Below are 7,626 nucleotides of genomic sequence, written 5' to 3'. Positions count from 1 at the left end.
TTCGACACCCCCGAGCACCTGGCCAACGAGCTCATCGAATATATCATCTACTACAACGAGTTCAGGCCCCACCAGGCAATCGGAAACATCCCGCCAAAGACCTTCGCCGAACAAAAGAAAACCGAACAGCCATCACCGAATTCGTGAACTTGCACAATTGCGAGCGAACGAAGTGAGCGCGGCAATCCAGGAGCCGCACGCTCGGAGCAAGCCGCTCTGGATCGCCGCGTCGGCTTTTCGGCCTCCTCGCGATGACGATCGTCGGAAACGCGTTTGATCCTGCCTCCAGACTATTTGCCGTCCGCCCAATCGGCAAAACTTCTGCCGGACTCGGCGAGTTCGACCAGCAGCGGCGACGGCTCGAACCCGTGACCGCCGGCGGCGCACATTTCGCGCACGTCTTCCAGGATCTGCGTTAGGCCGACCAGGTCGGCCTCGAACATCGGCCCGCCGCGCCAGCGCGGATAGCCGTAGCCGAAGAGCATGACCATATCGACGTCGAGGGGCCGGTGGGCGATCTTCTCGGCGAGGATGTTGGCGCCCTCGTTGACCATGGTCGCGCGCATGCGCCGCTGGATGTCCTCGGGCGAAAAACTCTCAGGCACGATGCCCTTGTCGTCCCGGTGCGCCTCGATCATCTGGCGGATCGAAGGGTCCGGTTGTGGCGCGCCGCCGCCCGAATAGTCGTACCAGCCGGCGCCGGTCTTGCGCCCGAAGCGGCCCAGCTCGCAGATACGGTCGGGGATCTCCACGTAGCGCGCGGCCGGCTCGCGGGTCGCGGCCAAACGCTTGCGCTGGGCCCAGGCGATGTCGAGGCCGGAGAGGTCGTAGACGGCGAAGGGACCCATGGGAAAGCCGAAGGCGGCGATCGCCGCGTCGATCTCTTCGGGATACGCCCCGTCCTCGACCAGGAATTCGGCCTGCCTGCGCCAGGCGGCCCAGATGCGGTTGCCGATGAAGCCGTCGCAGACGCCGGAGACGACCGCGACCTTGCCGATCCGGCGGGCGACATCGAGCGCCGTCTTGACCGTCGCATCGTCCGTCTTTGCCGCCCGCACCACCTCCAGGAGCTTCATGACGTTTGCCGGCGAAAAGAAATGCATGCCGCAGACGGCTTCGGGTTGCGAGGTCGCGGCGGCGATCGCATCGATGTCGAGATAGGAGGTGTTGGTGGCAAGCACCGCGCCGGGCTTCAGGATGCCGTCGAGCCTCGAAAAAAGGTCCTTCTTGACGTCGAGGTTTTCGAACACGGCCTCGACGACCAGGTCGGCATCGGCGAGTGCCTCGAGCCCGACCTCGATCGAGATCCGCATCTGCCGTTCGGCCGTCATGTCCTCGGTCAGGCGCCCGCGGCGGACCTGGTCGTTGTAGATCCTGTCGATGCGGTCGCGGCCGGCATCGGCCGCCTCTTCCGACATCTCCGACATGATGACGCACATCCCCGCGTCGGCAAAGGCAACCGCGATGCCGGAGCCCATGGTGCCGGCGCCGACGATGCCGACGGTCCTGACCTCTTTGCCTGCCACGTCTTCCAGGCCCGGCACCTTGGAGACCGCGCGCTCGGCGAAGAAGGCATAGCACAACGCCTTCGACTGGTCGGAGGCGACGAGTTCGGAAAAGATTTCGCGCTCGCGCGCCATGCCGTCGGCGAAGGAAAGGGTCGCGGTGTTGGCGACGGACTCCGCCGCCTTCACCGGAGAAAGCTGGCCGCGCGCCTTTCTCTCCACTTTTGCAAGCTGTTCGGCGAGACGTTCCTCGTCGACCTTGCCGACCGGGCGCCCCGAAACCGGCACCACCGCCTCGCCGCCGGCGAGCTTTTCTTTCAAAAAGGCGATAGCTGCTTCGGTCAGGTCACCGTCGACGACCTTGTCGGCAATGCCGAAGGCGAGCGCCTTTTCCGCGCCGATGCGCTTGCCGGAGGTGACGAGCTCTATCGCCTGCTCGATGCCGGTGAGGCGCGGCAGGCGCTGGGTGCCGCCGGCGCCCGGAATGATGCCGAGGGTGACTTCCGGCAGGCCGACCTGGCCACCCCGGTCGATGACCCGGTAGTGGCAGCCGAGCGCCACTTCCAGGCCGCCGCCGAGCGCCGTTCCGTGCAGCGCGGCGACGATCGGCTTCTGGAGCGTTTCCATCGTCGCAATGGTGTCCGGCAGCGACGGCTCCAGCGGTCCCTTGCCGAATTCCTTGATGTCGGCACCGGCAATGAAGGTCCGCCCAGAACAGACCAGTACGGCGCCCCTGACGCTGTCGTCAGCGGAAATGTCCGCGACCGCCCGGTTGAGGCCTTCGCGCACCGACTGGGACAGGGCATTGACCGGCGGGTTGTCGACGACGATCAATGCGACGTCGTCGCGACGCTCAACCTTGACGGGTATTTCGGACACCAGAAGCCTCCCCGAGTCTCCATTCCTTGACCAATCGGTCATGTTTTTTAGTGCCTATAACGGAGAATGCGGAGCCTGGCCAGTGAAAGGATTGTCATGCGCGTCCGGCGCCCGTTGGGCGCGGCGCCGCCGGGCGGTACCGGTGGCCGGTTGCGGCCGCGCCAAACGCCATATCAGCCTCGCCAATCTATTGATTGGTCTTCCCTTCCTGCCGTACCCGCAAGAGAAATCCGGTCACGGCACGTGCGGTGCAATGTCGCCCCTTGCCCAACCTGCGAGCGTTTCCTCGCGAAAACCGGCGAACGTGCCCGCCGAGATCGCCTCGCGCATGCCGGCCATCAGCGACTGGTAATAGGCAAGATTGTTCCACGTCAAAAGCATCATGGAAAGGGCCTCGCCGGCTTTCACCAGGTGATGCAGATACGCGCGGGAATAGTCCCGGGCCGCCGGGCAGTTGCTGGTCTCGTCGAGCGGTCGCGGATCGTCGGCATGGCGGGCGTTCTTCAGGTTGATCTTGCCGAAGCGGGTATAGGCGAGCCCATGGCGCCCGGCCCGCGTCGGCAGCACGCAGTCGAACATGTCGACGCCGCGCGCGACCGATTCGACAATGTCCTCGGGCGTCCCAACGCCCATCAGGTAGCGCGGCTTGGTCTCGGGAAGCTCCGGCAGCGTCGTCTCCAGCATGTCGAGCATGACGTCCTGGGGCTCGCCGACGGCAAGGCCGCCGATGGAATAGCCGCCGAAATCCATCGCCGCCAACTCGCGGGCGGATTCGATCCGCAGGCTCTTCACGTCGCCGCCCTGGACGATGCCGTGCAGCCCCTGGCCCTTCTCCGGTCCGCCCATCGCCGCGAACGCCGCCTTCGACCGCTCGGCCCAGGCGAGCGACAGGCGCATGGCGCGGGCAACCTCGTCCTCGCTCGCCGGCAGGCGGATGCACTCGTCGAGCTGCATCTGGATGTCGGCGCCGAGGAGGCCCTGGATCTCGATGGAGCGCTCCGGGGTCAGCACGTGCTCCGAGCCGTCGAGGTGGGAGCGGAATTTCACGCCCGTCTCGTCGAGCTTCCGAAGCTGGGCCAGCGACATTACCTGGAAGCCGCCCGAATCGGTGAGGATCGTGTGCGGCCAGTTCATGAAGCGGTGGAGGCCGCCGAGCCGTGCCACCCGCTCCGCGCCGGGGCGCAGCATGAGATGGTAGGTGTTGCCGAGCACCACGTCGGCGCCGGTCGCGCGCACCTGGTCGGTGTACATCGCCTTGACGGTGCCTTGCGTGCCGACCGGCATGAAGGCGGGCGTTTTCACCAGGCCGTGGGCGGTGGTCAGCTCGCTGCGGCGGGCCATTCCGTCGCTGGCGATCAGGCGATAGGTGTAGCGGCTCATGCGGCGCCTTCCCGGAACAGCAGCGAGGCATCGCCATAGGAATAGAAGCGGTAGTTTTCGGCGATGGCGTGGCCGTAGGCGCGGCGCATGACATCGAGGCCGCAAAAGGCGCTGACCAGCATGAAGAGGGTCGAGCGCGGCAGATGGAAATTGGTCATCAGGATATCGACGGCGCGGAACCGGTAGCCCGGCGAAATGAAGATCGAGGTGTCGTCGCAGAAGGGTTTTATGATGCCGTCCTCATCGGCGGCGCTCTCAAGCAGCCTGAGCGACGTGGTGCCGACCGAGACGATGCGCCCGCCCCGCGCCTTCACCGCGTTGAGGGCGTCGGCGGTCTCCTCGCCGATCTCGCCCCATTCGGCGTGCATCCGGTGGTCCTTCAGATCGTCCACCTTCACCGGCAGGAAGGTGCCGGCGCCGACATGGAGCGTCACCGTGTGGCGGGAGACGCCTCGCTCATCGAGGGCGGCGATCAGGTCGTCAGTGAAATGGAGGCCGGCGGTCGGGGCGGCGACGGCGCCGTCGCGGCTGGCGAACATGGTCTGGTAGTCGCGGGCGTCGCGCCCGTCGATCTTGCGCTTGGAGGCGATATAGGGCGGCAGCGGCATGGCGCCGACGCGGGCAAGCTCGATGTCGAGCATCTCGCCGGAGCGGTCGAAGCGGAACAGGACCTCGCCGCCCTCGCCTTTCTCGACCACGCTCGCCATCAGGGCGCCGCCGTAGCAAAAGGTGCAGTCCGCGGCAAAGGCGACGCGGTCGCCGGGGGCAAGCTTCTTTGCCGGGCGGGCAAAGCCGTACCAGGCATCGAGGCCGGCGCGCTTGTGGAGGGTGACGGCGATCTTCGGCGCGCTGTCGCCGCGGCCGATGCGCTTTCCTTCAAGCTGGGCCGGGATAACCCTTGTGTCGTTGGAGACGAGCGCGTCGCCGGGGCGGAGCATGCCGGGCAGGTCGCGGACGATACGGTCGGTCAGCTCCGGATCACCGCCGGGGTGCACGACCAGCATGCGCGCGGCATCGCGCGGCCGCGCCGGGCGCAGGGCGATCCGCTCTTCCGGCAGTTCGAAATCGAAATCCTCGACCCGCATCGATTACCCATCGCGAAAGGCCCGGAGACACCTTGCGCCCCCGGACCAAGCGTTTTCAAATTCGGCCGGTCAAGCCTCAGGCGGCGTCGGCGGCAACCTTGACGCTGACGATCTTGTCCGGGTTGGAGACCGGCTCGCCGCGCTTGATCTGGTCGACATTGTCCATGCCGTCGACGACCTGACCCCAGACGGTGTATTCGCCGTCGAGCCAGGAGGACTGGGCAAAGCAGATGAAGAACTGGCTGTCGGCCGAATCCGGGTTCATGGCGCGGGCCATGGAGCAGGTGCCGCGCACATGGGGCTGCTTGCTGAACTCGGCCTTCAGGTTCTTGCCCGAGCCGCCGGTGCCGGTGCCCTGCGGGCAGCCGGTCTGGGCCATGAAGCCGTCGATCACCCGGTGAAAGACGATGCCGTCATAAAAGCCGTCGCGGACGAGCTCCTTGATGCGGGTGACGTGGTTCGGCGCCAGGTCCGGGCGCATCTCGATGACGATCGGGCCCTTGGTGGTTTCCATCAAAAGGGTGTTTTCGGGATCCTTGATATCGGCCAAAAGTCCGGCCCTCCGTGCTTGCGTGTGTTCTGGGTAAAGGGAGAGATCGGGCGCGCCGCCTATTGGTCGGCGGCAACGCTCATCTTTTCGATTTTATCGGGATCGGAGACCATGCCGTTGGCGCTCCGCGATCCCTTCTTGATCGCATCGACCAGCTCCATGCCGTCGGTGACCTCGCCGACGATGGTGTACTGGCCATCGAGGTGCGGCGCCGGCTGGAACATGATGAAGAACTGGGAATTGGCGCTGTTCGGGTCCTGGGCCCGGGCCATGCCGAGCGTGCCGCGCTTGAACGAGGCCTTGTCCGTGAACTCGGCCGGCAGGTCCGGCAGGTCGGAGCCGCCGGTGCCGGTGCCGGTCGGATCGCCCGTCTGGGCCATGAAGCCATCGATCACGCGGTGGAAGACGACGCCGTCATAGAAGCCCTGGCGGGCCAGCGTCCTGATCCGCTCGGCGTGTTGCGGCGCAAGGTCCGGCCGCAACTGGATCGTCACCCGGCCGTCCTTGAGGTCGAGATAGATGGTGTTTTCGGGATCACCCGTTGCGCTCGCCGCGCCGCCAAGGCCGATGGCGAGGCCAAAGGTGAGCATCGTGGCAGCCGCCAGCATCCTGATCGAAAGCGTCATGAAAAATCCGTTCCTTGTCCCCGCGGCTTCAAGGCCGCTCGTTGCCGTCCCTGCCCAAGGGTGCCGACGGCGTCAGTCGCTTGCCGCGCCGGAAAACCGCGCCCTCAGGCGAACGGCGACCTGTTCCGGCACGAAACCGGAGATGTCGCCGCCCATGCCGGCGATCTGGCGCACAAGCGTGGCGGTGATGTGGCGAACGGGCGGCGAGGCCGGCAGGAACACCGTCTGCACCTCCGGCACCATCGTCCCGTTCATGCCCGCCATCTGCATTTCGTAGTCCAGATCGGTGCCGTCCCTGAGGCCCCGGATCAGTACGGAGGCGCCCTCGCGCTTTGCCGCATCGACGACGAGATCGTCGAAGGTGACGACCGAGACCCGGTCGGCCACATCGAGCTCGGCGGCGGCCTCCAGGATCATCTCGCCGCGAATCTCCGGCGAAAACAGCGGCTTTTTGCCCGGATGCACGCCTATCGCCACGACCACGCGGTCGGCGAGCCGGACGGCGTGGAAGAGGACGTCGAGATGACCGTTGGTGACCGGATCGAAAGATCCCGGATAAAGTGCGGTAAGAGCCATGAGCCTGAATACCCTTGCAGGCCGGCCGCCGCAAGGCTTGGCACCCGTGATCCGGTCGCTCGAATTTTATCGATCGGCTTTATCGGTTGTTCGCCAGGATTTCTTTTTGAACGGTAGGTGAATGCCTGTTTAGGAAGCCATTCAGATGTCCCGGATATGCTTCTTCCCGTAACGGTCAGAAAAAAAGACCGTCAGGAGGCATCATGTTCATTCATCGCGTTGCTGCCGGCTCGGCCGCCGTTGTCGGCCTTGCCGTATCCGCCACCGTCGCCCTTGGCGGCGATCTCGCTTCCGGGCCGATCGCGACCATCTCCAAGGGCGATCGCCTGGTCGTCAAGGAGCGTCTGGCCGCGGCCGACGAAGCGGGCGTGCGCCCGGTCTTCCTGACGGTTGAAAGCCGCTATCCGGACAAGCAGATGTCGGTTCTGGAGCGCATCGCCGACGTCAATGTGGCGGTCCGCTAGGCGTTTTTTGAGGACGGCCTGATCCCCGGAATTCCGCGGTAAATGCGGTATCGGCAAAACCGTGACGGGGATCACACCGAGTTGGCGCGGGAACCGGTACATCTCAATCATCGTTTAGGAAACGAGACGGATTTACCGGATCAACAGGGAGAACGACAATGTTTGCCAAGCGTCTGCACAGCCCGGCCTCTCTCGGCGCCGCCCTTTCCGTGCTTGCGCTCGTGTTTGCGATCGCCGGCGGCCTGACCGCCGGAGCGGTCGGCGCGCAGACGGAGTTTGCAGCCAAGAAGACCGACCGGATTGCCACCGCAACCGCCGGCTTCTGCGAGAACCAGACCTGGCCCAACGTTTCGTCCGCCTGTCTTTCCTGGGTTTCCGGCAACGCCAAGTCGACGAGCGGGTTCGTTCGCACCGTCACGCTAGAACAGCGCGACGAAGCCGGCCGCACCTCCGTCCTGACGCGCGTCCCGCTGACGCAGACCGCCTCGCGCTAAAGAGATTCACCACCGACCGGGCCCTCCCCGCGCCCGGCCTCACGACCCCTGGCCGGACCCATCGTCC

At 65.6% G+C, this 7,626-nt stretch carries 9 protein-coding genes; 3 read left to right on the top strand and 6 right to left on the bottom strand.

From position 1 onward, the window contains the following. On the top strand, positions 1-147 hold a 147-nt coding region (locus CH339_RS25475; protein ID WP_146610090.1), incomplete at its 5' end, for an integrase core domain-containing protein. Between the two features lie 143 nt (positions 148-290). Here the strand turns inward: CH339_RS25475 and CH339_RS23305 are convergent. The 6 genes from CH339_RS23305 to coaD all read right to left on the bottom strand — a co-directional run bounded on the left by CH339_RS23305 (position 291) and on the right by coaD (position 6,601). Then, positions 291-2,384 carry a 3-hydroxyacyl-CoA dehydrogenase NAD-binding domain-containing protein gene (locus CH339_RS23305; protein WP_245408194.1) on the bottom strand — a complete coding sequence of 698 codons (2,094 nt, stop codon included), beginning with the start codon at positions 2,382-2,384 and terminating at the stop codon, positions 291-293. Between the two features lie 234 nt (positions 2,385-2,618). Then, positions 2,619-3,764: a tRNA guanosine(34) transglycosylase Tgt gene (gene tgt / locus CH339_RS23300; protein WP_111436812.1), complete on the bottom strand. Its 1,146-nt coding sequence runs from the start codon at positions 3,762-3,764 to the stop codon at positions 2,619-2,621. Then, positions 3,761-4,849, bottom strand: coding sequence for a tRNA preQ1(34) S-adenosylmethionine ribosyltransferase-isomerase QueA (queA, locus tag CH339_RS23295; RefSeq protein ID WP_111436811.1), 1,089 nt, complete (start codon positions 4,847-4,849; stop codon positions 3,761-3,763). Before queA ends, tgt begins: the two co-directional genes overlap by 4 nt. Positions 4,850-4,925: 76 nt before the next feature. Further along, positions 4,926-5,363, bottom strand: coding sequence for a peptidylprolyl isomerase (locus tag CH339_RS23290; RefSeq protein ID WP_207189539.1), 438 nt, complete (start codon positions 5,361-5,363; stop codon positions 4,926-4,928). Positions 5,364-5,458: 95 nt separating this feature from the next. Next, the gene (locus tag CH339_RS23285; protein WP_111436809.1) at positions 5,459-6,025 is read right to left on the bottom strand and encodes a peptidylprolyl isomerase; all 567 of its coding nucleotides are present in this window, start codon (positions 6,023-6,025) and stop codon (positions 5,459-5,461) included. A gap of 72 nt (positions 6,026-6,097) precedes the next feature. Beyond that, positions 6,098-6,601, bottom strand: a complete 504-nt coding sequence (coaD, locus tag CH339_RS23280; RefSeq protein ID WP_111436808.1) for a pantetheine-phosphate adenylyltransferase — start codon at positions 6,599-6,601, stop codon at positions 6,098-6,100. A gap of 203 nt (positions 6,602-6,804) precedes the next feature. On the opposite strand from coaD, the gene CH339_RS23275 reads away from it, so the two are divergent. Continuing rightward, entirely contained in the window at positions 6,805-7,065 is a 261-nt protein-coding gene (locus CH339_RS23275; protein WP_111436807.1) for a hypothetical protein, read from the top strand. A 158-nt stretch (positions 7,066-7,223) separates the two neighbouring features. Continuing rightward, the gene (locus tag CH339_RS23270) at positions 7,224-7,559 is read left to right on the top strand and encodes a hypothetical protein (RefSeq protein WP_111436806.1); all 336 of its coding nucleotides are present in this window, start codon (positions 7,224-7,226) and stop codon (positions 7,557-7,559) included. Positions 7,560-7,626 lie beyond the last annotated feature (67 nt).

This window comes from Rhodobium orientis (assembly GCF_003258835.1).
GTDB lineage: Bacteria > Pseudomonadota > Alphaproteobacteria > Rhizobiales > Rhodobiaceae > Rhodobium > Rhodobium orientis.
Note: the sequence above shows the minus strand (reverse complement) of the source record. Positions and strands in the feature narration are given on the sequence as shown.